The sequence below is a fragment of the Mesorhizobium sp. M0862 genome (assembly GCF_040319795.1).
Lineage (GTDB): Bacteria > Pseudomonadota > Alphaproteobacteria > Rhizobiales > Rhizobiaceae > Mesorhizobium.
On sequence record NZ_JAMYOJ010000021.1, the window covers coordinates 63,514 to 86,763 of the forward strand.

Genomic DNA, 23,250 nt, shown 5'->3' on the forward strand with positions numbered 1-23,250 from the left:
TCTAGGTCCCTGCCTGATGCCGGCGTTCCAGCCATGAGTGCAGCGCCATCATGCCGAGGATGATGGCGCCGATGAAGATGTTGTAGGCCAGCCCGGGCACGCCGATCAGCACGATGCCGTTGCGCATGACGCGCAGGATGAGGATGCCGAGCACCGTGCCGATGATGGTGCCGCGCCCACCGGTCAGCGCCGTGCCGCCGATCACCACCATGGCGATGACTTCGAGCTCGTAGCCGGTGCCGCTGTTGGGGTTGGCGGCCGACGTGCGCAGCGACGAGATGACGCCGGCAAGCGAAGCCATCACCGACGACAGCACGAACAGGCCGATCTTGACGCCGCTGACGTTGACGCCGCGCGCCCTTGCGGCGCCTGGATTGCCGCCGGCTGCCTGGATCCAGTTGCCGGTCCGGCTTTGCGTCAGCACGTAGCCCAGTGCGATGGCCGCCGCGATGAACCAGAAGAGCGACATGTAGATGCGGAACGGGCCGATGAAGAAATCACCGACCAGCGCTTCGGCCAGCCAGCTGCCCTCGGCGCTCCACGTCCGCTGCGGAAAGCCGTCGGTGACGAACAGCGCGGTGCCGCGCACCACCAGCAGCATGCCGAGCGTCACCAGGAAGGATGGGATTTTCAGCTGCGTGACGAACCAGCCATTGACCAGGCCGATGAAGGCCGCGATCAGCAGCGCGGCGAGGAAGCCGACCTCCAGCGAGGTCAGGCCGCTGTTGAACAGCGTCCACATCAGCACCGGCGAAAAGCCGAACAGCGAGCCGACCGACAGATCGAATTCACCCGACGTCATCAACAGCGTCATCGCCAGCGCGATCAGCCCGAGCTCGACGGTGAAGGCCAGCGTGTTGGAGATGTTCTGCGGCGACAGGAAATCGTGGTTGATGCTCCAGAACACCGCGATTTCGACGATGAGCAGAACGAAGGGCCCGAATTCCGGCCTCGCGATCAGGCGTTGGATGAGCGAACGGTTTTCCACTGATAACCTGCGACAGGAAGGGGAAGGCTGAGCCCAGCGCGCAACGCGAAGGGCTCGGCGAAAAGACAGTCGCGACCGCGGCTGCGGCCGCGACTGTTGAAGGTCTGGGTTATTTACCGGACAGGATGTCGTCGTAGACCTGCGCGGTGTCCTTTTCATAGAGCGCGCCGGTGATGACGTTGAAGCCCGGGGGAATGCCTGACGCCGCCATGTTGGCCAGCGACAGAGCGACATAGCTGGTCGCCTGCGGGTCCTGCCACTGGCCGGCATTGACGTAGCCGGTCAGCACTTCCTGGGTGGTGTCGAGCGAGTTGCCCCAGCCGACGACCGGGATTTCGCCCGGCTTGATGCCGGCCTGGTCGAACACCCGCTTGATCGAGCCGGTGACCAGATCGCCGAGGCCGATGATTGCCTTGACCTTGGCCTTGTTGGCGGTGAGATAGTCGACCATGCGGTTGATGGCTTCGGCCTGGTCGAGGGTCGCTTCGGTGATCTCATAGGTGATCCCCAGCGGTTCGAAGACGCTCTTGATGCCTTCCTCTTCCTGGACGCCGTAGGTGGCGCCGGGGATTTCGACCGGCATCCAGACGAAGTCGCCCTTCTTCACCAGGCCCTTGTCGACCAGATATTGCGCCCAGTGCTTGCCGAAGGTGACGTTGTCGCCGCCGACATAGGCGTCGAAGCTTGCCTTGGGATCGGGCGTGTTGAAGTTGATGATCGGGATCTTGGCCGTGTTGGCTTCCTTGGCGATTTCGATCAGGCTGCCCGGATCGGGGCTGGTGGTGACGATGCCGTCGGCCTTTGCCGAGATCGCGGCGCGCACGGCCTCCTGCTGCGAGGCAACGTCGCCATTGTGGAACGAGGTGTTGACGGTGTTGCCGGTGTCCTTCGCCCATTGCTTGGCGCCGGCCAGGAAGTAGGTCCAGACCGGGTCGGCCGGGCCGCCATGCGAAATCCAGTAGAACGTCTTGGCCTGTGCCGCCGCCGGAACGGCCAGCGCCACAATCAAGCCAAGCACGAGTAATCGTAGCCTCGTCAGCATTTGCTTTCCTCCCATGTTGAAAAACGACCTCCACGTCCGGCGATGATCCGGGCGATGCCCTTGATCCTCTCTCCTGCCAGCGCCGACCCGGATGCGCAGAGCATCTTCTTTTGCGGCCGATGGCAAGCCTCTATCCGCCCAATGGATGGTGGCGCGATGCAACGCGCCATCAGCGATCCCATCAGATCGCATCAGTTAGAGGGCAATTCCAGGAAAAGTGTGAAACGGTTTTCCGCCCGGAATTGCGTCAAACCAAGAGATAGAGATATTCCCCGGCAAGCAGGCGGGGCTTAAACTCAGGCGCGCGGATTTTCCTGAAAGCGCTCGGCCTGGCGGTTGCGCAGCACCTTGGCCAGCCGGTCGAGCGCGAGCGCCAGCACCATCACCGCGCCGATCACGAACGGGCTCCATGCGGCGTCGATGCCGAACAGGGTCACGCCGCTCAAGATGACCTGGACGATCAGCATGCCGATCACCGCACCGAAGACGGTGCCGCGCCCGCCGGAAAGCGAGGTGCCGCCGATGATCGCCGCGGCAATCGCCATCAGCACGAAACCGCCGCCTTGGTCGACGTCGGTAACGGGAGAGCCAAGCCACAGCGCGCCCGCCAGCCCCGAGATGACGCCCATCAGCACCAGCGTCTGCAGCCGCACAGCACCTGTCGGGATGCCGGCATAGAGCGCCGCCTGCGGATTGCTGCCGACGGCCTGGATCCGGTAGCCGAAGCGGCTGCGGTGAAGCACGAGGTGCATCACCACCGCCATTGCGACGAAGACAAAGACAGCCGTCGGCACAAGGCCGAACAGCTTGCCGTGAACGATCTCAAAGAAGTCGCCGCCTGGGCTGGCCGGAGCTGTCGCTTGCATCTTGACGGCCACCGCCGCCACGCCCCGGAACATTGCAAAGGTGCCCAGCGTAACGACGATGGCCGGCAGTCGCAGCGCCACCACCAGCAGGCCGTTGACGAGGCCGAGCCCGGCGCCGAGCAGCACGCCGGCAAGGGCGGCAAGCCACGGGTCGATGCCGGCGGCCAGAAGGAATGCGGTGAGAAGGGCCGCGAGATGGAATATCCAGCCGACGGAAAGGTCGATCTCGCGGAGTGCGAGCACGAACACCATGCCGATCGCCAGCATGCCGGGATACGCAGCGGTTTCCAGCAACGACAGCACATTGGCCTCATCGAGGAAATCCGGCCGGGCAAAGCCTGTAATCGCCACCAGGACAACGAGCCCGATGAGCGGCCTGAGTTCGAGGGGCAGGCGAAGGCTGCGCTTCGGGTGGGCAGCCGAACCGGCAAGCTGTAGCATGGGATCCAATCGTGTCATGCCATGGCTCCCACGAGTTTCTTTTTCGGCCGCTCCGCCTCCGGCATCTCGCCGGTGGTGGTCAGTTGCAGCACTGTCCTTCGCTTCATCTCGACGCCGGACAGCTCGCCGGCGACCTGGCCGCGGTGGAAGACAAGGACGCGGTTGCTGAGGTTGGTCAGTTCGGACGGCTCGACCGAACGCAGCAAAACGATACAGCCATTGGCCGCCATCTGCCGGATCAGCGCATAGATCTTGCGCTTGGCAGCCGCCTCGATACCGCCAGCCGGATTGTCTAGGAGCAGCACTTGCGGCGCCGTCTCCAGCCATTTGGCGATTACGATCTTCTGCTGATCGCCGGCCAGCAGCGAATTCACCGGCGCGTCCGGCAGGCCCTTGATGCGCAGCGCATCGATCTGCCTTGCGGCGGCGGCGATCGCGGCCTTGGGCGAGTAGCGGCGAGACCCCCAGTTGCGGGCGCCTGTAGCGATGTTGCCTATGTTGAAGGCCAGCGACCGGTCGGGCATCAGGCCGTTGCACAGGCGGTTGGCCGGCACCAGGCCGATGCCGCGCCGCGCCGCTTCGGTCGGATTTCCAGGCAAGCCGTAGCCGTCGGGGAGCCGCACCCTGCCGCTTTGCGCCTCGCGCAGGCCAAACAGCATCTCGAACAGGTCTTCAACGCCCGACCCCTCAAGCCCGGCCAAGCCGAGGATCTCGCCGGAGCGGGCGGTGAAGCTGACGCCGGAAATCCGGCCGCCGCTCAGACCCTCCACCGTGATCCGCGGCCTTATCGTGCTGGCATTGGCCGGCAGTGCAGGCGGGAACAGGCTGCCGCGCTGCTGGCCGATCATGGCGTCGATCACATCGGCTTCGCTCAACGCCGAGCGCTCACTTGTCAGCACGTCACGGCCGTTGCGCATCACGGTGACCTGGTCTGCGATCGCAAACACGTCCTCCAGCCGGTGCGAGACATAGAGCACGCTCGTGCCCTTGGCCTTGAGGTCACTTAGTACGGTGAACAGGTGCTCGGTCTGGCGCCGGTCGAGCGCAGAATTCGGTTCATCGAGGATCAGCAGCCTCGGGCCTTCCAGAATTGCGCGGCCGAGTTCGACATAATGCCGTTCGCCCATGCCGAGTTGTCCCACAGGAGCGTGGACATCGACGTCGAGCTTGAGTTGCCGAAGCAAGGTGCGGCTGCGTGCCTCCATTTCGCGCCTGGAGACGAAGCCATTGCGCAACGGCTCGCGATTGACGAACAGATTGGCCAGCACCGAGCGGTCGGCAAACAGGCCGAGCCCCTGGTGGACGACGCCGAAGCTGTGCTTGCGTGCAGCGATCGGGCTGTCGACGGTGACGATCTGGTCGCCGACGCGGATGGTGCCGCTGTTGGGCCGGAGCACGCCGGCAAGCACCTTCACCAGCGTCGACTTTCCGGCGCCGCTTTCACCGACGACAGCATGGATGGTCCCCTGTCCGACAGACAGGTTCATATCCCTGAGCGCGACAACGCCGCCATAACGCATGGCGAGATTGCGCACCGATATCATCGGCAAACCGAGCATGCGATTCGGCCCCCACAGACCGCGCCCCGATCCTGGAGCGAATTTCCGATACAGTCACCCGGATTCCGCTAACAAACGGCTTACAGGGACCGGATGCGAACGTTTATCGGCTATCCGTTCGTCCCGCTGCTCCGAAATCAGATCAGGTCGGCCTTGGCGAGGTCCCGCATGAGATGGCTGGCGCCGTAGGTCCAGTGCGGGCAATCGGGCGACAGAAGCACGCGGTTCACCAGCGCGCCGAATTTCTCCGACGAGATGGTGACGATGTCGCCGATCTTGTGGGTGAATCCCTTGCCCTTCTCGCCGCGATCCTTCGACGGCACGAACATGGTGCCGAGATAAAGCGCCAAGCCGTCGGGATACTGGTGGTGCGGCCCCATGGCGGCCGCGACCAGCTCTTCGGGCGAACGGCTGATCTCGGCCATCGAGCTCGCGCCCTCCAGCGAAAACCCGTCCTCGCCCTCGACCTTCAGCCCCACCGTGGCGCGCTTGACATCGTCGATGGAAAAGCTTGCGTCGAACAACCGGATGAAGGGCCCAAGCGAGGCCGAGGCATTGTTGTCCTTGGCCTTGCCGAGCAGCAGCGCCGAGCGTCCCTCGACGTCGCGCAGATTGACGTCGTTGCCGATGGTCGCGCCGACGATCTTGCCGGTGCTGGCGGCGATCATGGCGATCTCCGGCTCGGGGTTGTTCCAGGTGGAGACAGGATGCAGCCCGACATCGGCGCCGAAGCCGACGGACGCCATCGGCTGGCATTTGGTAAAGATCTCGGCGTCGGGGCCGATGCCGACTTCCAGATATTGCGACCAGGCGCCGCGCTGGATGAGCTTGGCCTTGATCTCCATCGCTTCGGGTGAGCCGGGCTTCAGCTTCGACAGATCGTGGCCGATCAGCCCGGCAATGTCGGCGCGGATGGCGTCGGCCTTTTCCGCCGAACCGCGCGCCTGCTCCTCGATGACGCGTTCGAGCAGGCTGACCACGAAGGTCACGCCCGACGCCTTCACCGCCTGCAGGTCGACAGGCGAGAGCAGATAGGGTTTTGCCGGATCGCGGGTGGCCTGAAAACTGTTGGCGGCGATCGCGTCGAGCGAGCCGACCGGTTCGCCCTTGGCAGAGCGCACGTGTCCGGCCGGATCGGCCATCTCGCAGATGTCGCGCACTGTGGGTGCGGTGGTCGAGGTGACGTCGAAAACGATCCCGTCGCGCACGGTGACCACCAGCGGATGCGAGGCATCGCTTGCCCTGGCTCGGCCGATGAAGAGCCCGTCGGCGGGAAGCTGCATTGGGTTCGTCATGGCTTACGGTCCTTTGATGATCGAGATGGCAGCTGGGCCGCGGCACTTTCACCGGATTCACGCCAAAGGTCTATCCCGTGGCGCAGGCAATTGTCGGTTCTGACATGAGGCCCGCTCTTTCAAAAAAATGAAACTGGCACTAGAATTTTCATTTTCCGCATACTCCAGGTGAAGCCTTGCCCGCACCGTTTTCCGTTCCGATCTGGCAGAAGCCGCAGACCGCATCCGCCTTCCAGTTGCTCGTCACTGCGCCGGTCGACGTTGCCATCGTCGGCGGCGGCTTCATGGGCCTGTCGACCGCCTTGCACGCAGCCCGGCTCGGTCTCGGTGTACAGGTGCTGGAGGCCGGCGAGATCGGCCAGGGCGCCTCGGGCCTCAATGGCGGCCAGGTCATTCCCGGCCTGAAATATGATCCCGAATGGCTGCTCGAGCATTTCGGCCCCGAGCGTGGCCGGGCGCTGGTCGATTTCGCCGCCTCGGCGGCGGATACGGTGTTCGATCTCATCCGCGACGAAAAGCTGGCGGTGCCGCTCACCCGCAAGGGCTGGATCCAGGCCGCGCATACCGAAACCGCATTGAAAGCGGCGGCGAACAGGGATGGTCAATGGCGGGCGCGTGGCGCCGATGTCCGGCTTCTGAATGAAAGCGAGATCGCCGATATGACCGGCGCGCAAGGCTATCTCGGCGGCTGGCTCGACCGCCGCGCCGGCATCATCGATCCGCTCACCTATACAGTGGAACTGGCGCGCATCGCCGCCGCCGCCGGCGCCAGCATTGCCGAGCGGCAGAAGGTGGTGAAACTCCGCAAGGAGGCCGGCCTTTGGCGTGTCTCAACCGAAAGCGGCGCCGAGGTGCGGGCGAAAGCGGTTGTCCTGGCGACGAACGCCTATACCGATGGACTGCTTCCGGGCCTCGCGGAAACGATCGTGCCGCTGCATTCCTTCCAGGTCGCGACCGCGCCGCTGTCATCCAACCTTGCGGCGACGATCCTGCCGGAAGGGCAGGCGGTGTCCGACTCCAGGCGCATTCTCGTCTACTACCGCAAAACAGCCGACGGCCATCTGGTGCTTGGCGGCCGCGGCCGCATGGCGCGGCCGAGGAGCGAGGCCGACTGGGCGCATCTGCAGCACGCGCTGGTGCGGCTCTATCCGGCGCTCTCCGATGTCGTCATCGAGAAGCGCTGGTTCGGCCGCGTGGCGATGACACCGGATCACCTGCCGCACATCCATGAGCCGGAAAAGGGCCTGCTCGCCGTGGTTGGTTGCCAGGGCAGGGGCGTCGGCCTGATGACCGCGCTGGGAAAACGCATGGCGGGCTACCTCGCGGGCGGCGATGTCAATCAATTGCCGTTCCCGCTGTCGCCGGTCCGGCCGATCCCGTTCCACGCCTTCCGCCAGGTCGGCGTCGCCGCGACCATCGCCTGGTACCGGATGCTCGACGCCTTCGAGCGCTGATTGGGTGCCGGTCGCCTAGGCCTCGTGGATTCAGCTTGACAGTTTCACAAATATGAAAAAAGCTAAGCCGATTTCATATTTCCGTTGAGCAGTCCGATGTCGAGCATCGTTGCAACAGAAGCGCCGGCAGGGTCGTCCCGAGGCTTCCGCTTCGCCATGTTGCTGCCGGGCGGGCTGGTCACCTTGTTCCTGATCCTGTTTGCCCTTGGCCTTGTGCTCTTCCTCTCACTTCGCGGCAATGACGGTTCGCTGCTCGGCGCCGGCTTCACGGCAGGCAACTTCATCACCGTGGTCTCCGATCCGCTCTACTGGACGGTGACGCTGCGCTCGCTGGTGATCGCCGGCCTGGTGACGCTGGCGACCGTCGTCACCGCCTATCCCGTCGCCTACTATCTCGCTTTCTATGCCGGCCGCCGCCGCAGCCTGCTTTTGTTTCTGGTGACCCTGCCGTTCTGGACCAGCTATCTCCTGCGCGTCTTCGCCTGGAAGATCGTGCTCGCCTACAACGGCGTCTTGAACTCGGCGCTGATCGAAAGCGGCATCTGGTCGGAGCCGACGCTGGCCTTCCTCAACACGCCGGCGGCGGTGGTCGTCACGCTGGCGCATGCCTATGCGCCCTTCGCCATCCTGCCGATCTATGTGGCGCTGGACACCATCCCGAAATCACTGCTCGAAGCCGCCTCCGATCTCGGCGCCAGACCGTTCACGGCGTTTCGCCGCGTCGTCTTGCCCAATTCGATGCCGGGCGTTCTGGCGGCCGCCCTCGTCGTCTTTGTGCCGACGGTCGGCGACTATGTCACCCCGGCCATGGTCGGCGGTCCCGCCAGCACCATGATCGGCACATTGATCCAGTCGCAGTTCGGCAAGGCCAATGACTGGCCGTTCGGGGCGGCACTTTCAGTCTGCGTGATGCTGGTCATCCTCTGCGTGGTGCTGGTCGCACGCGGCGCCGACCGCAAATTCGGCAGCCGCACATGAGCGCGGCGCGGAGAGATGATGGCCGCGGCTGGCTCGGCGTCTATGTGCTTGCCTATCTCGTCTTCCTCTATCTGCCGGTGCTGTTGATCCCGCTGTTTTCCTTCAACAACTCCATCCAGGCCGCGTTTCCGCTGCAGGGCTTCACGCTCGAATGGTATGCCACGCTCTATGGCAATCCGGCGCTGTCCGGCGCGCTTTTGAACAGTCTCGTCATTGGCGTCGTGGCCGCCGCCGGCGCCACGCTCTGCGGCATCACCGTCTCCTATATGGACCTCTACGGTCGTTCGCCGCTCGCCGCCACCATCAGCGCCATCTCCAGGCTGCCGATCCTGATCCCCGGCGTCATCGTCGGCATATCGTTGCTGATCCTCGTCAATCTCATCGGCCTCGGCCCGTCGCGCATCGCCATCGTTCTCGGCCACATACTGGTGGCGCTGCCGACCACCGTGGTGATCATGCGCAGCCGGTTTGCCGCAATTCCGAAAACCATTCGCGAGGCCGCACTCGATCTCGGCGCTTCCGACTGGACGACCTTCCGGCGGGTGATGTTGCCGCTCTCGCTGCCGGCCATCGTCTCGGCCTTCATGCTGGCCTTTCTGATTTCCTTCGACGAGTTCATCGTCGTCTTCTTCCTCGCCGGCACCGAGCCGACGCTGCCGCTCTACATCTGGAGCCAACTGCGTTTTCCTCGCTCGCTGCCGACCGTGATGGCGCTGGGGACAGCTATCCTTGCTGTGTCCGTCATCATCGCCGGCATCGCCGAAATCCTGCGCCATCGCGGGCTGAGCACAGCCCGTCGGACGGCGCCCACCAGTCCAGCCTGACCCATAACAAAAGAGGAGAACCGAAATGGCATTCGACCCGAAATCAATTACTGGGCTGAAATCGATCACTGGCCCGAAATCGATCACTGCAAAGACAGCCCGCACCGGGCTTGCCGCGCTTGCAATCGTCCTGTCGTCGACTGTCGCCTTCGCCGCCGACAAGCTGCAATATTTCACCTGGTCCGGCTATGAACTGCCAGACTTCAACAAGAGCTTCCTGACGGCCCATCCCGATGGCGTCGAGGCCTCGATCTTCGGCGACGACGACGATGCCTTCACCAAGGTCAAGGCCGGCTTCCGCCCCGATATCGCCCATCCCTGCTACGACAAGGTGGCGCGCTGGAACAAGGAAGGCCTGCTGCAGCCGATCGATACCAAGCGCATCAAGAACTGGGATTCGATCTTCCCGGTGTTCAAGAACCTGCCCGACATCCAGGCCGGCGACGGCAAGGTCTGGATGGTGCCGTGGGATTGGGGCAACACCTCGATCCTCTACCGCACCGATCTGGTGAAGAACCCGGAAGCGAGCTGGAACCTTCTGTGGGACAAGCAATATGCCGGCCGCATGGCGACCATCGATGCCGTGCATGACACGCCGATCGTTGCAGCACTTCTGGCCGGCGTAAACCCCTTCGATATGACGCCGGAGCAGATGGACAAGGTGGCGGAAAAATTGCGCGAGCAGCGTCCGCTGCTCTCCAACTACACCACCGACATGACCTCGGTCGAACAGGCGCTGGCCAGCGGCCAGCTGGTCGCCGCCATGACCTGGAACGCGTCGGCAACCTCGCTGAAGAAGCAGGGCGTGCCGGTCGAGTTCATGAAGCCGAAGGAGGGCATGCTGACCTGGGCCTGCGGCTTCGTCATGCTCAAGGACGCCAAAAACGTCGACCTCGCCTATGACTTCATCAACAGCCGGCTCGACGCCGACTCGGGTAAGTACCTGATCCAGGCCTACGGCTATGGCAGCTCGCTGAGCACCGCCTTCGCCGGCGTGGCGAAGGACGAACTGGACAAGCTGCAATTGCCGGCGGACCCGGAGGTGATGCTGAAGACCACCATCTTCACCGGCCCGATGAAGCAGAACGACGATGTGGCGAAGATGTTCGAGAAAGTGAAGGCGGGCGGCTGAGGGATCCATCGCCGACGGTTGCGCTGCCCCTCACCTGCCTGCCGGCATCCTCTCCCCGTATAGTGACGGGGAGAGGGGCGCTGTCACCAGCGATTTCGCAAATCGCAAACGTTGCAGAAATGGCGCCGAGTTTGCGACCAGCCGCTTTCTCCCCGTCACTATACGGGGAGAAATGTCCGGCAGGACAATGAGGGGGCAGCGCCGACGGCAGGTAATTGTGACTAATCTCCTGAAGCCCGCGGGTCTTGCCGCCGCGCCAAAGACTGCAACAAGGACCAACTGATGGACATGCTTGAAGCGAAACCAAAGGCCGACGCCGACATTCGCGTCGGCCGGCGCGTGCGGGCGCTGCGGCTGGAGCGCAATTTGTCGCTGGCCGAGCTTGCGGCAAAAGCCGGCGTGTCGATTGGGGCGCTGAGCCAGATCGAGCGCGGCCTGTCTTCGCTGCGCGTCAAGGTGATCTGGCCGCTGGCCGCCGCTCTCGACATCGAGCCTTCGGCGCTGATCACCGACGGCAACGAAGCCGCCAACGATCTCTATTGCGTGCGCGCCGACAAAAGGCGGCAGCTCCCGGTCAAGTCGGAAGGCATCGCCAAGGCGCTGCTGTCACCGCCGGGCGCGGCGCTGACCGGCCTCTTGGTGACGGTGGAAGCCGATGGCGGCACGGCGGAAGCCTATGCGCATATCGGCCACGAATTCGGCTATGTCCTCTCGGGCGAGGTCGAACTGGTGGTGGACTCGACAAAATACGTGCTGAAGAGCGGCGACTCCTTTGCCTTCAAGAGCACGCTCCTTCATGCCTTCCGCAATCCCGGCACCGAACCTTGCCAGATCCTCTGGGTCAACACCACCAAACCCTCGGAGGTGCGCGATGGCGCCTGACGCACTGGTGCGGCTGGACAAGGTCTCGAAGGTTTTCCCCGGCGGCATTGTTGGGCTCGACGCCGTCGATCTCGATATTATCAGCGGTGAGTTCATCACCCTGCTCGGGCCCTCGGGCTGCGGCAAGACCACCAGCCTGCGCGTCATTGCCGGTTTCGAAAGCCCGTCGAGCGGCAAGGTGCTGCTCGATGGTCGCGACATCACCGCGCTCAGGCCGTTCGACCGTCCCGTCAACACCGTGTTCCAGGATTATGCGCTGTTCCCGCATATGAACGTCGCCGAGAATGTCGGCTTCGGCCTGTCGCTGCGCAAACTGTCCGGCGCCGAGCAGGCAAAGCGCGTCCGCGAAGCCCTCGACATGGTCGGCCTCGCCGACAAGCTCGGCGCCCGCGTTTCCGAACTGTCGGGTGGCCAGCGCCAGCGCGTCGCGCTCGCCCGAGCCATAGTCTGCGAGCCGCGCGTTCTGTTGCTCGATGAACCGCTGTCGGCGCTCGATGCGCATCTGCGCGAACAGATGCAGGTCGAACTGAAGCGGCTGCAGTCGCGGCTCGGCACCACCTTCGTCATGGTCACCCACGACCAGACCGAAGCGCTGTCGATCTCCGACCGCATCGTCGTCATGAACAAGGGCCGCATCGAGCAGATCGCGCCGCCGGCTACGCTTTACGACCGGCCGGCGACGAAATTCGTCGCAAGCTTCATCGGCACCATGAACCTCTTGCAATCGCGCTTCATCGGCCGCGACGGCGACCGCCTGCGCTTCGCCGCTGGCGGGCTTTCGCTGGAAGCAACATCTGAAACCGGCGACACACCCGGCGAAGGCACTGAGCGCACCATCGGCGTTCGCCCCGAGGACTTGCTGGCCACCACCGATGCCGCCGCCGGCACCGCGCCGGCGCGCGTCAACTCCATCGTCTTCCACGGCCGCACGCTGCGGCTGCATGCTGAGCTGGGGCAGGGATTGCCGGTGGTGATCGATGCGCCGCGCCAGGCCGAGGGCTTTCAATTCAGCGTCGGCGACGTGGCGCATATCAGCCTGCGCCGTGGTGCCAACTGCCCTATGCTGCCAAGCTGATCCAACCCAATCCCTTCATCGACGGTTGGATTTAACCTGCTGTGAAGATCGCCAAGGTGGAATTAAGTGTGAATTGACTCGCAAAGGAACATATTCCTACTTTGCGGGATGCCCGAACTAAGCACCCGACCGCGCCGAAATGTGCAAACCCTCTGCTTGGCGCATGAAGTCGGGCAGCTAATTCGTGTTCGATGTCGGAACTGCAACATCACTCGACACTATCTGCCTGGCGATCTCGCAAAGCTGGTTGGTGATATCCCCTTTTGGGATGTGGAGCGGCACATGCGGTGCGAGCGCTGCAAAGGTCGTGAGCTCGATGCAGGCATCATTCTGCCAAGCGCTGCTGAACGCCTTAAAATTCGCGTCAGACGTCTTGTCGAAATCCGCATGGTTCGCCGGGTAATCTGGCGAGACGACGATTGAGGAGAGCCGATTTCGGGCTAAAACAGAGACCCTTGGGCCGGCGCCTCTGGTGGGAACTTGATCTGTGTGGCTGGCTTCTCAACGATCACCAACGCGTCGTTGGGCGCCGTCCGCTGCAAATGCCGTGCTTCCGACCATGGCGCCGTCAGCCAAGCCTCGGTTTCCTCCGGCGTGGTGAGGATCACGGGCATAGCCTTCTCATGGATCGGCGCAATGAGAGCATTAGGCTTGGTGGTCATGAAGGCGTATAGCTCGAAGTCGCCGGGACCGTCCTTGACCTTTCGCACGCCCTGCCAAGACGTCCAGAAACCAGCGAAGAAGAACAGCGGCCGGCTCTCGCCACGGGCAAACCAGTAATTTCGCTGGATTCCTGTTTCCGGGTCTTTATCGTTCGCCGCAGGGCTGGGCTCGGCAAAGCTGGTCACCGGCACGACACATCTGTGCTCGACGCCCACATATTGCTGCCAGTGCGAATATTGCGGATTGCGAACGTTGGTGGTGCCGTAGTCGGCCTTACCTTTCATGCGCTCGGGCGGCGTTGGCAAACCCCAAAGCAGTTTCGCCAGTTCACGCTCCCCATCCGTCCTGTTGCGAACGACAAGCCCAGGTTGATTGGGATAGACATCAAGCGAAGGTTCGAGGTTGCCGCTGATATCGCGCAATGTGCGGGTCCATTGGCGGACCGCCTCTTGCGTCGTCGTGATGTTGTAGAGGTTGCACATGCACCCAGCATTGCGGAATTGGCTTTTGTCTGCAACCGAAGTCGCTGTCCGACGCCGCCGCAATCGTCGTCACACAGCCGCGCTATATAATCGTCCTGACACACCTTGTCAGCTGTCGTGCGGGTAAAGGTGGCGGGCCGGCAAGCGCTTCCCTACTTCAAACCAGTCTGAACAGGAGGAACACACATGACCATCGCGGATGTTGCCAAGGATTTCACTGAAATGCTCCAGCAGGGGGATCACCTGGGTGCTGGTGAAAAGTACAATGCCGATGATATCGTCAGCCTCGAAGCCATGGAGGGGCCGATGGCCATCGCCCGTGGCAAGGAGGCTCTCAGGCAAAAGGGCGAATGGTGGCAAGAGAACCACGAAGTCCATGGCGGCTCTGTCGAAGGCCCCTATGTCAACGGCGACCAGTTCGCGGTGCGCTTCAAGTTCGACATAACGCCCAAGGCCACCGGCGAACGGGTCACCATGGACGAGGTTGGCCTGTACACGGTCAAGAACGGCAAGATCACCGAAGAGCGCTTCTACTACTGAGCCCGGGTGCCGTAGGGTTCCGGCGCACTTCGCTGCACGACCCAAAAACCAGGCGGCCGGGACAAAGTCCTGGCCACAGTGGGAAAAGCTCAAATGGTCTTCACATACTGCGCCAACTGATCGGCCACCGTGCCCCAGCCGTCGAAGAACCCCATCTCTTCATGATTGTTGCGGGTAGCCTCGTCGCGATGGATGGCCGTTGCCGTGTAGCGCGTGCCCTTGTCATCCGACTGAAGCGAAATGACTGCGGTGATGAAGGGCTCGCCGGAGGGCCGATAGCCCGGCAGCAGCGCATCGGTCCACACCAGCCGCTCGTTCGGCACGATCTCGAGATAGCAGCAATGGCGGTCGTTGACCTCCTTGCCGTCGGGCGATTGCATGCGCGTCCGGAACAGTCCGCCCGGACGAAGGTCGATCTCGCAATCGGTGATCAGCCAGGGCTTGGGCGTGAACCATTGCTTGACATGCTCCGGCACCGTCATCGCGCTCCACAAGAGTTCGCGCGGCGCGTCGAGCTTGCGCTCCAGAGTCAGGTCCAGTCTGGGGTCGGGCTTGAAGGGATAGCTCACTTTTCTTGCTCCTTGAGGCTCATCACATAGGCGTCGAATTGATCGAGTCGGCGCTCCCACAGCGTGCGCTGTTCGGCCAGCCAGTTTTCGGCGAGCTGCAGCGGTTCGGGCGCCAGCTGATAGATCCTGGTGCGGCCGATTTTTTCCGATCGCACCAGTCCGCAGCCTTCCAGCACTTTCAGATGCTCGATGAAGGAAGGCAGCGCCATCTCGAAAGGCTGCGCCAACTCGCTGACCGAGGCCGGACTGCGGTTCAACCGCTCGACCACGCGCCGCCGCGTCGGGTCAGCCAGCGCGCGGAAGATGCCGTCGATCGGCGGGAGACTTGTAGTTGGGGCGTGGAGGCTTGGCATGGGCGATCCTGAGGTCCGTCGACGGGTATGGAAAGATACTTAGGAAAATTCCTTAGTATTGGCAAGCCCTAAAAATGGGCTGATGTGACCGGGGTGCTGGCAAAGCGGGAAGGACGGTTTTAGGCTGTCCGGCGGATTCGACCACCAGCCCAAGGGAAGTGCGTTTTGACGATCACCATGTACGGCATCACCACCTGCGACACGATCAGGAAGGCGCGCACCTGGCTGGAGGGCCACGATGTGCCTTACCGTTTTCACGACTACCGGGCCGAGGGGATAGAGGTGGGCAGACTGGATGGATGGATCGGCAAGGTTGGCTGGGAAAAGCTGCTCAACAAGGGCAGCACGACCTTCCGCGAACTGCCCGACAAGCACAAGCAAGGGCTCGACGAGAAGAAGGCCAGGAAGCTGATGCTGGCCAACCCGACGATGATCAAGCGCCCGGTGCTCGAGGTCGGGGATGAGATTTTGGTGGGGTTCAAGCCGGAGGCTTATGAAGGGGTGGTGAAGTAGCGTAGCCTTGCCTCGTCAGCCTATGGCGTAGCAAGGAGCGAAGCGACGCAGCGCAGACCCAAGGATGACGAACGCGTGGAGGGCGATCGCTAATTGTGCAGGCTTTCGCTTGCGGCGTATGCAGCGGTTCGCTGTCTCTCAACCCGTCCAGCGCAAATACCCCGCCAACGCCACCGCATTGTTATGCGCCTCGTCATGTGCGCTATAAAGCAGCGTCACCTTGGCCTTGCCGAGCAAGCCACGCAGTTTCGCCACCGCTTCTCTATTCCCATCCAGCTCGACCGAATACCGCACCTGAAACTCCGCCCATCGCGCCGGCTCATGTCCGAACCACCTCCGCAATTCATCGCTCGGCGCGATCTCCTTCAGCCACAGCGTCAGCGCGGCATCCTCCTTGCTGATGCCGCGCGGCCAGATGCGATCAACCAGCACCCGCTGCCCGTCATCGGGCGCGGGTGCTTCGTAAATTCGCTTGACCGTCAGGTCGAAACCCATCCGCCCTCCGCGAGCTTACGCCCACTCACCCTTGCGCATCACCGGCACCTTGCGGCCATCCTTGTGCACGCCGTCTATGTCGATCTTGTCGGAGCCGATCATCCAGTCGATGTGGATAAAACTCTTGTTGCCGCCGCGCTGGGCGATTTCGTCCTGGGTGAGCGAGGCGCCGTCGACGAAGCATTTTGAATAGCACTGCCCGAGCGCGATGTGGCAGGCGGCGTTCTCGTCGAACAGCGTGTTGAAGAACAGCAGGCCGCTGGCCGAGATCGGCGAGGAATGCGGCACCAGCGCCACCTCGCCGAGCCGGCGCGAACCCTCGTCGGTGTCGAGCACTTTCTTCAGCACGTCCTCGCCCTTCGAAGCCTTGGCCTCGACGATCCTGCCCTCTTCGAAACGCACCGAGATATCGTCGATCAGCGTGCCCTGGTAGGACAGCGGCTTGGTCGAGGATACACGGCCGGAGACGCGCCGTGCATGCGGCGTGGTGAAGACCTCCTCGGTCGGGATGTTCGGATTGCAGGTGACGCCGTTCTTGGCAGTCGAGGCGCCGCCCATCCATTCATGGCCATCGGCCAGCCCGACGGTGAGGTCGGTGCCCGGGCCGCTGAAATGCAGATCATGGAAATTGTGCTCGTTCAGCCACTTTGTGCGGCCGCGCAGCGCTGCATTGTGCGCCGTCCAGTTTGCGATCGGGTCTTCCACATCGACCCGTGATGCCGAAAAGATCGCATCGGCGAGCTTCACCACGGCGACATCGTCGGCATCGCCGGGGAAGACCTGTTTTGCCCAGGCGAGATCCGGGTAGGCGACGATGTTCCAGTTGATGTCGAAGCCGGTGATCTTTTCCAGCGCCGGCTGGTAGGCCATCGAGTTCGCCTTGTTGGCGCGCGCCACTTTCGCCGGGTCCTGCGCCGACAACAGCGACGGGTCCTCGCCGCGCACGGCAAGCCGCGCCGCATTGTTGGAAAAGGCCTTCGCCATGCCTTCATACATCCAGCCGGCGGCGCGGTCGAAGCCGGCATCCGCGCCGTAGCGGAAGCGCGCCAGCGTGATCTCGTCATCGTTGAAGATCGGCGTTACCAGCCCGGCGCCCGCCTTGTAAGCGTGCTCGACGATGCGCCTGGTCAGCGGCAGTGCGGCGATCGACGAGGTCAGCACCAGATCCTGCCCCGGCTGCAATTGCAGCCCGACCTTGATGGCGACTTCCGCCAGCCTGTCGAGCTTCACCGGGTCGATCGTTGCGGAAACGCCGCGCGAATGTGTGGTCATGATCCTGCCTGCCTTGGTCCGGGAGTGAGAGTTCCAACATAGGCCGGCGCGGCTGTCCTTTCCAGCACCGTCGCGACGGACAGCCCTAGGCAGCGCTTTCCAGCGCGCTAAACTGCGCCACGGTCGCCGCGATTTCCTCGCGGATCCAGATCTTGAAATCGCGCACCTTGCGGCTTTCGGTCTTGGTCGCCGAGGTCACCAGCCAGTAGCCGAGGCCGCTCTGCGCCCGCACGCCGAAAGGCGCGACGAGGCGGCCGTCGGCCAGCGCATCGGCGGCCAGCAATTGCCAGCCGAGCATGACGCCATGGCCGGCGATCGCCGATTCCAGGCACAGCATCGGGTCGGTGAAGCGCGCGCCCTTGCGGAAGCTGACCGGCTCGGCCCCGGCAGCCTTGAACCAGCTCTCCCAGTTGATCATCGCCCGTTCGTCGGTGATGGCGCAGGTCTGCGCCAGGTCTTCGATCGACTTCAGTTTCTTGGCGATCACCGGCGCGCAGACCGGAAAGACTTCCTGCGCCAACAAAAGTTCCGCCCGGCCGCCCGGCCATTTGCCGTCGCCAAGCCGGATGGCGATGTCGATGTCGGAGCGCTCGAGATCGGCCAGCCGCACCGAGGCGTCGATGCGCAGCAGCACGTTGGGATGGCGGTCGAAATGCCGCGACAATCGCGGCAGCAGCCATTTCGAAGCGAAGGCCGGCGCCACCGAAACCACCAGCGTGCACTGGCTTGCCTCGTCGGCCAGCGCCACCGCTTGCGCCAGCTCGCGAAAACCGGCGCCAAGCCGGGCGGAAAAAACCGTGCCGAACTCGGTCAGCACCAGCCCGCTCGCCGTTCGTTCGAACAGCGCCTGTCCAAGCTGCTTTTCGGTGCGGTTGATCTGCTGGCTGACGGCGCTGACGGAGACGTTGAGCTCGCCGGCAGCGGCCGCCAGCGAGCCGAGGCGGGCGACGGTTTCGACGGCGCGCAGGCCGTTGAGATGGACGCGGTTCAGCATAGCCATTTCAGTTTTTCTAAACCGGCGCGGCTGAAATCTCAATTGAAAGACAGCCCGACAAGGCAGATTTTAGTGGGACAGTCAGACCGAGGAGGCGAGGATGACGATCGTATCATTGTTCAAGATCTTAGCCGCTGCCGGCCTCCGGCCGGACCGCTATGATGGGATGCACGGCGGCGATGTCATCGACTGGGTTACCGACCCATTGTCGCATCCGGTGCTGGACACCATGTCGGAACGCGAACTCGGAGATATCCCGTTCCGGCTGACGGCGCGCCGCACCGCCTACGAGACCGGGGCGGTCGGCTGCGGCTGAGATGCGGGGGCGTTAGTCGCGCCCGCTGGCCCAACACAAAGCGGATTGTTTCATCGGTCGCCAATTCTATGGTGCGCTGCAATGAACGCCGCTCCATCACCCTTGCGCCTTGCTCTCGCTGGCATGATCGCCATGGCCGTCGCCATGGGCATTGGCCGTTTCGTCTACACGCCGATCCTGCCCGGCATGATGGAGGAGCTGCATCTGTCGCCGGCTGATGCCGGCTGGATCGCGTCGGCCAACTACCTCGGCTACCTCGTCGGCGCGCTTGCGGCGGCCGGCGGCTGGGCGCATGGGCGCGAGCGCCTGCTGATGTTTGGCGGCCTTGCCGCCAGTGCTGCGCTCGCCGCCCTGATGGGGCTGAGCGAGACGATGACCGCCTTTGTCGTCCTCCGCTTCCTTGCCGGTCTCGCCAGCGCCTTCGTCATGGTGTTCATGGCCTCGATCGTCTTCGGTCACCTGGCAGCCGCCAACAGAAGCGACCTGCAGGCGCTGCATTTCGGCGGCGTCGGCCTCGGCATCGCGGCATCCTCAGCGCTGATGGCGGTTCTGGTCACCGAACATGCCGGCTGGGCTTCGGGCTGGCTGTGGTCGGCAGCGATTTCCGCCGGCGGCCTTGCGATGGTCGCCTTGCTCGCCGGCGGCACCGCACCTGGCCGCGGCGTGGCCGACCGCGAACCGGCACTGCCGAGGGACCGGTCGTTGGCAAAAGTCATCGTTGCCTACGGCCTGTTCGGCTTCGGCTATGTGGTGACGGCGACCTTCCTGGTCGCCATCGTGCGCCAGGGCGGCGGCGGCCGCGTCTTCGAGGCAAGCGTCTGGATGGTCACCGGCCTTGCCGGCTTTCCCTCGGTCTGGCTGTGGCAGAAGGTAGCGGCACGGATCGGGCTTTATACCGCCTATGCCTTGGGCTGCCTGGTCGAGGTGGTCGGCGTCACCGCCAGCGTCGCCATCGGCGGCACCGCCGGGCCGCTGCTGGCGGGCGTCCTGCTCGGCGGCACCTTCATCGCCATCACCGCGCTCGGCCTGCAGACGGCAAGGCAGCTCGTGCCGGAGGCGCCGCGCCGGATTTTTGCGCTGATGACCGCTTCCTTCGGCATCGGCCAGATCGTCGGCCCGATCGTCGCCGGACTGCTGGCGCAAGCCTCGGGCAACTTCTTCCTGGCCTCGATCGTCGCTGCTGGCGTATTGCTGGTATCTGCTGGGATCACCTGGTCGGCCGCGCCAAAATCGCCATGATTGTGGTCTTGCTCGATGCCGGGCATCGGGTACGGGCATTTGCTTTCCACCTAATGTGTGACTTTATGCCCGCCGAACCCCGCTGATTTGCGCACCGACCGAGGATTTCACCACAGTGTTCGTATCCTTCTTCCCGCAGCCGAAGCTGTTTTTCATCTCGGCCGTCGTCTGGACTGCGGTTCTCGTGGCAGCCTGGTTCCTCGGTGCTGACCAGCTTGGCGCGTTTCTCGGCTTGCCTCCGGCTCTTGCCGACGCGCCGCCCATCATAGGCGTCTCGGTGTTCTGGTCGCCTCCGTTCCTCTGGTTCTACATCTACTATGCGCTTGGCGTTTTGATATTCTATGGCTTCTGGCACTGGTATTCTCCGCACCCGTGGGACCAATGGTCTATCCTCGGCAGTTCGCTGCTCCTGTTCACGACCTACTTTCAGGTGCAGGTAAGCGTGGCGATCAACGCATGGTATGGACCATTCTGGGACCTCATTCAGGGCATCGTTAGCAAAACGGTCAAGGCAACCGAGGCTGATCTTTACGCTCAAATAATCACTTTCCTCGGTATCGCTCTTGTCGCGGTTACCGTGTTCGTTTTGACAAACTTCTTCGTCAGCCACTGGGTGTTTCGCTGGCGCACTGCGATGAACAATTACTACATGTCCTATTGGCCGAAGCTGCGCCATATTGAGGGCGCTGCACAGCGTGTGCAGGAAGACACGATGCGGTTTTCCAAGATAATGGAAGACCTTGGCACTAGCTTCGTCGATTCCATCATGACGCTTATCGCTTTCATGCCGATCCTGCTCAGTTATTCTAAGCATGTCACAGAGTTGCCATTGATCGGTCATGTTCCTCAGCCGCTGGTTTTGGCTGCGATCTTCTGGGCAGTCTTCGGTACAGTCATCATTGCGACCGCAGGCATCAAGCTTCCTGGCTTGCAGTTTCGTAACCAGCGCGTCGAGGCAGCATATCGCAAGGAACTCGTCTACGGTGAGGACGATCCGGCCCGGGCGCAGCCGCCGACCGTCGCGGAGCTGTTTGCGAGTGTGCGGCAAAACTACTTTCGCCTGTATTTCCACTATGTGTATTTCAACGTGGTCCGCTATCTTTATCTTCAGACCAACAACGTCTTCTCCTACTTCCTGATGGTGCCTTCCATGATCGCTGGAACGCTGACGCTGGGTCTCATCAACCAGGTCAGTTCAGCCTTCAGTCAGGTAACCAACTCATTCCAGTATCTCGTCAATTCTTGGTCGACGATTGTCGAGCTTCTGTCAGTTCACAAGCGCCTTCGCGCCTTCGAGGCGACGATTCGCGGCGAGCCGCTGCCCGACATTGACCGCCACTTCATGGAGCGTCAGGAACAGGCAAAGGAACCCGACCCGGCTTGATCCTATTTGCACAGACGGTTGGCGGCTCAGCCGCCCACCGCCGCCTGCCTCTCGCTACCACGTTGCCGCTGCACATAATCGCGAAAACTGATGCATTCGACGTCGGCTTTCACGCACGTCTCGTCGGCAAAGCGCTCCAGCGCGTTCCAGTAGGCGCCGTCATTCATCAGCGTGAAATGGAAGCTCAGCACCAGCGGGATGCGCTTGCCCTGATATTGCTTGTCGAAGGCGGCGCGGAACGCCTGGTAGGTCCGATCGCTGAACTCGGCTGCCTGGCTCGGCCGCTCGAAACCGCCGGAGTGGCGGACATAAAGATTGTAGTCCATGGCGATCACCGGCCTGCCGCTCCGGCCTTCCGGGATCTGCGGCAGCGAAAAGCGAGTGAGGCCGCCGCTGGTCGGCGGCTCGACCGGGCCGTTCGAAACGCCGCTGGCGTCATAGTCGTAGCCTGCTTCAGCCAGGGCCTTGTAGAGCCCTTTGCCGGTCGAGAGGTAGGGTGCGCGAAAGCCGACCACGGCATGGGCAATAGCGCGCCAGCCTGCGGGCTCGGGCGCAATGCCGTTGATTGCATAGGCGTTCTCCAGAATGCGCTCGAACGATGCGAATTCCTTCAGCCAGTCGGCCTTGCTCCAGTCCTTGCCGTCGAAATGGCCGCAGCCATGGCTGGCGATGTCATGGCCTTCCGAAGCGGCGAGCCCGATCTGATCGAGCCGATCGGCGACGTCCTGCTTCGAAGCGGCAAAGCCGATGTTGGATTTGCCCGCGGACTTGGCCGGAGTTGTGTAGTCGGCCCGCGTCTGCGGCGACAGCAGGAAGACGCAGGACAAAAAGTAGGTGAAATGCGCGCCGGTGCGCTTGGCCAGCGCCCGGCTGCGGTGCCATTGCGAGATCTCCCGGGCGCTATCGAACGAGATGATGACGATTTGCTTCGGCTTTGCCGGGGCAGGCGGCGCCGGCGGGTCGGCGAAAGCCGCACCAGCCATGGCAAGCACGGCTGAGGAAAACGCAACAACGCGGGACAAACGTGGCATCGGCAATCTGGGCTTGATCTGGAGGCAGTCCAAGCCGGCTATCGGCAAAATGTGGCGTGGGTGCGATCAACGTCGGCAGCTATGCGCCCGGCGATTAGCCGATTTTCCTGCCGAGCCCCTTCCATGCCCGCGAAATTTCGCTAAAACGCGGGCTCAAGAAGCGCCCCTGTTAGGGCAGCAATGGTTTTGATTGATGTCCGACGACAGTTTTATCCGCGAAGTCAACGACGAGATCCGTCGCGAGCAGGCGCAGGCGCTATGGGACCGCTTTGGTCCGGCGATCCTTGGCCTCGCCATCCTGGTGGTGCTTGGCACCGCCGCCTTCGTCGGCTACCGCTATTGGGACGAGACCCGCGCCAACCGCTCCGGCGATGCCTTCTCGCAGGCGCTGAAGCTTGCCAATGACGGCAAGAGCGACGAGGCGCTGACCGCCCTCGAACAGCTGGAAAAGGACGGCTACGGCGCCTATCCGCTGCTCGCCCGCATGCGCGCGGCAACCGTCAAGGCCGACAAGGGCGACTTTGCCGCCGCCGTCGCCGATTTCGATGGCGTCGCCGCCGACAACGCCATTCCCCAGGGCATTCGCGACATGGCGCGCCTGCGGGCCGCCCTGCTGCTCGTCGATCACGGCTCCTTCGCCGACGTCTCCAGCCGCGTCGAGGCGCTGACCGCCGACAACAACACGCTGCGCCACACAGCGCGCGAAGCGCTCGGCCTTGCCGCCTGGAAGGAAGGCAAGACCCAGGATGCGCTGAAACTGTTCGACCAGATCGCTGCCGATGACGGCGCCCCGCGCAACGCGCGCCAGCGGGCGACGCTGATGTCGGAATTGATCCGCGGCTCGGGCGCGTCATGATACGCAT

24 protein-coding genes are annotated in these 23,250 nt (G+C 63.2%); 12 read left to right on the top strand and 12 right to left on the bottom strand.

Going from position 1 to position 23,250, the window contains the following annotated elements; all coding sequences use genetic code 11:
- Position 1 precedes the first annotated feature (1 nt).
- The 5 genes from NKI15_RS25795 to NKI15_RS25815 all read right to left on the bottom strand — a co-directional run bounded on the left by NKI15_RS25795 (position 2) and on the right by NKI15_RS25815 (position 6,191).
- Positions 2-988 (bottom strand): ABC transporter permease, encoded by a 987-nt coding sequence (locus tag NKI15_RS25795; protein WP_023668514.1) that lies wholly within the window; start codon positions 986-988, stop codon positions 2-4.
- A gap of 109 nt (positions 989-1,097) precedes the next feature.
- Positions 1,098-2,030, bottom strand: a complete 933-nt coding sequence (locus tag NKI15_RS25800; RefSeq protein WP_023687083.1) for a substrate-binding domain-containing protein — start codon at positions 2,028-2,030, stop codon at positions 1,098-1,100.
- Between the two features lie 296 nt (positions 2,031-2,326).
- Complete coding sequence (locus NKI15_RS25805) at positions 2,327-3,355, bottom strand: ABC transporter permease (RefSeq protein ID WP_196814808.1); 1,029 nt, start codon at positions 3,353-3,355, stop codon at positions 2,327-2,329.
- The gene (locus NKI15_RS25810; RefSeq protein WP_352514468.1) at positions 3,352-4,896 is read right to left on the bottom strand and encodes a sugar ABC transporter ATP-binding protein; all 1,545 of its coding nucleotides are present in this window, start codon (positions 4,894-4,896) and stop codon (positions 3,352-3,354) included. Before NKI15_RS25810 ends, NKI15_RS25805 begins: the two co-directional genes overlap by 4 nt.
- A 137-nt stretch (positions 4,897-5,033) precedes the next feature.
- Entirely contained in the window at positions 5,034-6,191 is a 1,158-nt protein-coding gene (locus NKI15_RS25815; protein ID WP_352514469.1) for a fumarylacetoacetate hydrolase family protein, read from the bottom strand.
- A gap of 176 nt (positions 6,192-6,367) precedes the next feature.
- Between NKI15_RS25815 and NKI15_RS25820 the strand changes: the two genes are divergently transcribed.
- The 6 genes from NKI15_RS25820 (at position 6,368) to NKI15_RS25845 (ending at position 12,536) form a co-directional block, all read left to right on the top strand.
- Positions 6,368-7,645: an NAD(P)/FAD-dependent oxidoreductase gene (locus NKI15_RS25820; RefSeq protein ID WP_352514470.1), complete on the top strand. Its 1,278-nt coding sequence runs from the start codon at positions 6,368-6,370 to the stop codon at positions 7,643-7,645.
- Between the two features lie 96 nt (positions 7,646-7,741).
- Positions 7,742-8,623: an ABC transporter permease gene (locus NKI15_RS25825; RefSeq protein ID WP_023747934.1), complete on the top strand. Its 882-nt coding sequence runs from the start codon at positions 7,742-7,744 to the stop codon at positions 8,621-8,623.
- A complete protein-coding gene (locus NKI15_RS25830) occupies positions 8,620-9,447 on the top strand; it encodes an ABC transporter permease (RefSeq protein WP_023709184.1) in 828 nt (275 codons plus the stop codon). Before NKI15_RS25825 ends, NKI15_RS25830 begins: the two co-directional genes overlap by 4 nt.
- A 25-nt stretch (positions 9,448-9,472) precedes the next feature.
- Entirely contained in the window at positions 9,473-10,579 is a 1,107-nt protein-coding gene (locus tag NKI15_RS25835; RefSeq protein WP_023668506.1) for an ABC transporter substrate-binding protein, read from the top strand.
- 282 nt (positions 10,580-10,861) lie between these two features.
- Entirely contained in the window at positions 10,862-11,461 is a 600-nt protein-coding gene (locus NKI15_RS25840; protein ID WP_023684396.1) for a helix-turn-helix domain-containing protein, read from the top strand.
- Positions 11,451-12,536 (top strand): ABC transporter ATP-binding protein, encoded by a 1,086-nt coding sequence (locus NKI15_RS25845; protein WP_352514471.1) that lies wholly within the window; start codon positions 11,451-11,453, stop codon positions 12,534-12,536. The genes NKI15_RS25840 and NKI15_RS25845 overlap by 11 nt, the downstream gene beginning before the upstream one ends.
- Before the next feature lie 440 nt (positions 12,537-12,976).
- On the opposite strand, the gene NKI15_RS25850 is transcribed toward NKI15_RS25845, so the two are convergent.
- Positions 12,977-13,681: an SOS response-associated peptidase gene (locus tag NKI15_RS25850; RefSeq protein WP_352514472.1), complete on the bottom strand. Its 705-nt coding sequence runs from the start codon at positions 13,679-13,681 to the stop codon at positions 12,977-12,979.
- Between the two features lie 186 nt (positions 13,682-13,867).
- Between NKI15_RS25850 and NKI15_RS25855 the strand changes: the two genes are divergently transcribed.
- The gene (locus NKI15_RS25855; protein ID WP_023684393.1) at positions 13,868-14,221 is read left to right on the top strand and encodes a nuclear transport factor 2 family protein; all 354 of its coding nucleotides are present in this window, start codon (positions 13,868-13,870) and stop codon (positions 14,219-14,221) included.
- A gap of 89 nt (positions 14,222-14,310) precedes the next feature.
- Here NKI15_RS25855 and NKI15_RS25860 read toward each other — a convergent pair whose 3' ends face one another.
- Both NKI15_RS25860 and NKI15_RS25865 read right to left on the bottom strand, forming a co-directional pair.
- Positions 14,311-14,790 carry an SRPBCC family protein gene (locus NKI15_RS25860; protein ID WP_352460059.1) on the bottom strand — a complete coding sequence of 160 codons (480 nt, stop codon included), beginning with the start codon at positions 14,788-14,790 and terminating at the stop codon, positions 14,311-14,313.
- The gene (locus NKI15_RS25865) at positions 14,787-15,143 is read right to left on the bottom strand and encodes an ArsR/SmtB family transcription factor (RefSeq protein ID WP_352514473.1); all 357 of its coding nucleotides are present in this window, start codon (positions 15,141-15,143) and stop codon (positions 14,787-14,789) included. Before NKI15_RS25865 ends, NKI15_RS25860 begins: the two co-directional genes overlap by 4 nt.
- 165 nt (positions 15,144-15,308) lie before the next feature.
- Here NKI15_RS25865 and NKI15_RS25870 point away from each other — a divergent pair, with 165 nt between their 5' ends.
- Positions 15,309-15,656, top strand: coding sequence for an ArsC family reductase (locus NKI15_RS25870; RefSeq protein ID WP_023687095.1), 348 nt, complete (start codon positions 15,309-15,311; stop codon positions 15,654-15,656).
- A gap of 138 nt (positions 15,657-15,794) precedes the next feature.
- Here NKI15_RS25870 and NKI15_RS25875 read toward each other — a convergent pair whose 3' ends face one another.
- The 3 genes from NKI15_RS25875 to NKI15_RS25885 all read right to left on the bottom strand — a co-directional run bounded on the left by NKI15_RS25875 (position 15,795) and on the right by NKI15_RS25885 (position 18,423).
- Positions 15,795-16,151, bottom strand: a complete 357-nt coding sequence (locus NKI15_RS25875) for a DUF488 domain-containing protein (RefSeq protein ID WP_023745515.1) — start codon at positions 16,149-16,151, stop codon at positions 15,795-15,797.
- Between the two features lie 15 nt (positions 16,152-16,166).
- Positions 16,167-17,423 carry an aminopeptidase gene (locus tag NKI15_RS25880; RefSeq protein WP_023684389.1) on the bottom strand — a complete coding sequence of 419 codons (1,257 nt, stop codon included), beginning with the start codon at positions 17,421-17,423 and terminating at the stop codon, positions 16,167-16,169.
- Positions 17,424-17,508: 85 nt separating this feature from the next.
- Positions 17,509-18,423 carry a LysR substrate-binding domain-containing protein gene (locus NKI15_RS25885; RefSeq protein WP_023687096.1) on the bottom strand — a complete coding sequence of 305 codons (915 nt, stop codon included), beginning with the start codon at positions 18,421-18,423 and terminating at the stop codon, positions 17,509-17,511.
- A 94-nt stretch (positions 18,424-18,517) separates the two neighbouring features.
- Here NKI15_RS25885 and NKI15_RS25890 point away from each other — a divergent pair, with 94 nt between their 5' ends.
- The 3 genes from NKI15_RS25890 to sbmA all read left to right on the top strand — a co-directional run bounded on the left by NKI15_RS25890 (position 18,518) and on the right by sbmA (position 21,356).
- Positions 18,518-18,733 carry a hypothetical protein gene (locus NKI15_RS25890; RefSeq protein WP_023668495.1) on the top strand — a complete coding sequence of 72 codons (216 nt, stop codon included), beginning with the start codon at positions 18,518-18,520 and terminating at the stop codon, positions 18,731-18,733.
- 81 nt (positions 18,734-18,814) lie between these two features.
- Positions 18,815-19,972 carry a YbfB/YjiJ family MFS transporter gene (locus NKI15_RS25895; protein ID WP_031247171.1) on the top strand — a complete coding sequence of 386 codons (1,158 nt, stop codon included), beginning with the start codon at positions 18,815-18,817 and terminating at the stop codon, positions 19,970-19,972.
- Between the two features lie 115 nt (positions 19,973-20,087).
- The gene (sbmA, locus tag NKI15_RS25900) at positions 20,088-21,356 is read left to right on the top strand and encodes a peptide antibiotic transporter SbmA (RefSeq protein ID WP_023704870.1); all 1,269 of its coding nucleotides are present in this window, start codon (positions 20,088-20,090) and stop codon (positions 21,354-21,356) included.
- 26 nt (positions 21,357-21,382) lie between these two features.
- On the opposite strand, the gene NKI15_RS25905 is transcribed toward sbmA, so the two are convergent.
- A complete protein-coding gene (locus NKI15_RS25905) occupies positions 21,383-22,387 on the bottom strand; it encodes a polysaccharide deacetylase family protein (protein WP_031247170.1) in 1,005 nt (334 codons plus the stop codon).
- A gap of 193 nt (positions 22,388-22,580) precedes the next feature.
- On the opposite strand from NKI15_RS25905, the gene NKI15_RS25910 reads away from it, so the two are divergent.
- A complete protein-coding gene (locus tag NKI15_RS25910) occupies positions 22,581-23,243 on the top strand; it encodes a tetratricopeptide repeat protein (protein ID WP_023729304.1) in 663 nt (220 codons plus the stop codon).
- The last annotated feature ends 7 nt before the right edge of the window (positions 23,244-23,250 follow it).

Bases quoted from the DNA above. Each gene is read 5' to 3' on its own strand.
- NKI15_RS25800 (WP_023687083.1), bottom strand. From the start codon at position 2,030: ATGCTGACGAGGCTACGATTACTCGTGCTTGGCTTGATTGTGGCGCTG.
- NKI15_RS25805 (WP_196814808.1), bottom strand. From the start codon at position 3,355: ATGACACGATTGGATCCCATGCTACAGCTTGCCGGTTCGGCTGCCCAC.
- NKI15_RS25810 (WP_352514468.1), bottom strand. From the start codon at position 4,896: ATGCTCGGTTTGCCGATGATATCGGTGCGCAATCTCGCCATGCGTTAT.
- NKI15_RS25815 (WP_352514469.1), bottom strand. From the start codon at position 6,191: ATGACGAACCCAATGCAGCTTCCCGCCGACGGGCTCTTCATCGGCCGA.
- NKI15_RS25825 (WP_023747934.1), top strand. From the start codon at position 7,742: ATGTCGAGCATCGTTGCAACAGAAGCGCCGGCAGGGTCGTCCCGAGGC.
- NKI15_RS25830 (WP_023709184.1), top strand. From the start codon at position 8,620: ATGAGCGCGGCGCGGAGAGATGATGGCCGCGGCTGGCTCGGCGTCTAT.
- NKI15_RS25835 (WP_023668506.1), top strand. From the start codon at position 9,473: ATGGCATTCGACCCGAAATCAATTACTGGGCTGAAATCGATCACTGGC.
- NKI15_RS25840 (WP_023684396.1), top strand. From the start codon at position 10,862: ATGGACATGCTTGAAGCGAAACCAAAGGCCGACGCCGACATTCGCGTC.
- NKI15_RS25845 (WP_352514471.1), top strand. From the start codon at position 11,451: ATGGCGCCTGACGCACTGGTGCGGCTGGACAAGGTCTCGAAGGTTTTC.
- NKI15_RS25850 (WP_352514472.1), bottom strand. From the start codon at position 13,681: ATGTGCAACCTCTACAACATCACGACGACGCAAGAGGCGGTCCGCCAA.
- NKI15_RS25855 (WP_023684393.1), top strand. From the start codon at position 13,868: ATGACCATCGCGGATGTTGCCAAGGATTTCACTGAAATGCTCCAGCAG.
- NKI15_RS25865 (WP_352514473.1), bottom strand. From the start codon at position 15,143: ATGCCAAGCCTCCACGCCCCAACTACAAGTCTCCCGCCGATCGACGGC.
- NKI15_RS25875 (WP_023745515.1), bottom strand. From the start codon at position 16,151: ATGGGTTTCGACCTGACGGTCAAGCGAATTTACGAAGCACCCGCGCCC.
- NKI15_RS25880 (WP_023684389.1), bottom strand. From the start codon at position 17,423: ATGACCACACATTCGCGCGGCGTTTCCGCAACGATCGACCCGGTGAAG.
- NKI15_RS25885 (WP_023687096.1), bottom strand. From the start codon at position 18,423: ATGGCTATGCTGAACCGCGTCCATCTCAACGGCCTGCGCGCCGTCGAA.
- NKI15_RS25890 (WP_023668495.1), top strand. From the start codon at position 18,518: ATGACGATCGTATCATTGTTCAAGATCTTAGCCGCTGCCGGCCTCCGG.
- NKI15_RS25895 (WP_031247171.1), top strand. From the start codon at position 18,815: ATGAACGCCGCTCCATCACCCTTGCGCCTTGCTCTCGCTGGCATGATC.
- NKI15_RS25905 (WP_031247170.1), bottom strand. From the start codon at position 22,387: ATGCCACGTTTGTCCCGCGTTGTTGCGTTTTCCTCAGCCGTGCTTGCC.
- NKI15_RS25910 (WP_023729304.1), top strand. From the start codon at position 22,581: ATGTCCGACGACAGTTTTATCCGCGAAGTCAACGACGAGATCCGTCGC.